Raw genomic sequence first — 1,210 nt, forward strand, 5'->3', positions numbered from 1 at the left:
ACCCTGGGTCAACATGGCAAGAATTTACAACCAGTACCTGTTCCATCAGCATCAATATAAATTGTAAAAGTGTATTTGGTTAGATCCCAGCTCTTCTTAAGAAGTGCGCGAACCTCAGTAATTGTGTTAAACCAAAAGTAATAGGTGGGGTCAGTTCCACTAACGTCCGCCCCGTTATAGGCTCTAAACCATGCTTCCGGTTTTTGACTTTTACAGATTTCTACTACTGGTTTGTTCAATTTGTAAGTCTTTCCGTCCAATTGGTCTTTATACCACTCCTGCAAAACAGGTGCAGCCTTTAAGATTGACTTAAAGTACAAATTATTTAAAGACACATCCTTCGGTAGCAAATAAAGTACCCTCACTGTCTTATCAGGAAAAGCATTAGGCCCCTTTGCATTATCACTGTTAGCCCGTTCGCCATTATACTCCTGCTTATTGGCGTTATCAAACGAACTCTTTTTACAACCTGTTATGAAGGCGGCAACTCCTATACAAGCGAACACAATGAACCTTTTCATATTGAAATGATTTAACTGATTTAATCATTGTTGATCAGCCGATGTTTCAATAAGGATTGTGAAGCGTTAATAAAGGATGCGGGAAATTTTTTGAAGTAATCAAAGATAGGATAATTTTTTGCTGAACAAATTTTTGAAGAAAAATATTTCGATATCTAAAGCAACCGTTAACTCCCCTTATGCATTTGGATGATTACGGTCAATTAAATACAACCGCTGACATTTGTATTGTACATTTCTCCCTGCCACAACTTCCAGTCAATGGGGTTAATGGATACAGCTTTCACTTGTACAATTACGTCGCCTACCGGCATAGGTACATCCACCAACTCCAACACTTCGATACCCCCATAGCGGTTAAACGTTACTTCTTCATAAACTGAATAGTCCGTATAGCCGACGACGAGGAAGTAGATATCCGTATTTGCCGGAAAACGAATTTGCGAGTTAAGATCTGTTACCCAGGTTGGTGAAAACTTCATTTGTATTCATCGAGATGGCATTCTCAGATCATCAGACAAAGGAAAAACATGGAAATTATTTGTCAAGAGCTTTAACCAAGGTGACACAATCTTTTGTAAAACGGATTTAGATTCGATTTAAAGGAGGACTCGCTGGTCAACAGCGGGTTGAATTGATTGTAGTCCCGACAGGACTACTTTAATATTTTTAAACCCGCATATTATCAA

At 38.7% G+C, this 1,210-nt stretch carries 2 protein-coding genes; both read right to left on the reverse strand.

Going from position 1 to position 1,210, the window contains the following annotated elements; all coding sequences use genetic code 11:
* Positions 1-8: 8 nt before the first annotated feature.
* Positions 9-521: a hypothetical protein gene (locus A4R26_RS10770; RefSeq protein ID WP_081163792.1), complete on the reverse strand. Its 513-nt coding sequence runs from the start codon at positions 519-521 to the stop codon at positions 9-11.
* 203 nt (positions 522-724) lie between these two features.
* Complete coding sequence (locus A4R26_RS10775; protein WP_081163793.1) at positions 725-1,003, reverse strand: hypothetical protein; 279 nt, start codon at positions 1,001-1,003, stop codon at positions 725-727.
* Positions 1,004-1,210: the final 207 nt, after the last annotated feature.

Origin of the sequence: Niastella populi (assembly GCF_002078015.1) — a bacterium.
GTDB lineage: Bacteria > Bacteroidota > Bacteroidia > Chitinophagales > Chitinophagaceae > Niastella > Niastella populi.

What these genes read in the sequence shown, in the direction of transcription:
- A4R26_RS10770 (WP_081163792.1), bottom strand. Translation starts at nt 521, where the DNA reads ATGAAAAGGTTCATTGTGTTCGCTTGTATAGGAGTTGCCGCCTTCATA.
- A4R26_RS10775 (WP_081163793.1), bottom strand. Translation starts at nt 1,003, where the DNA reads ATGAAGTTTTCACCAACCTGGGTAACAGATCTTAACTCGCAAATTCGT.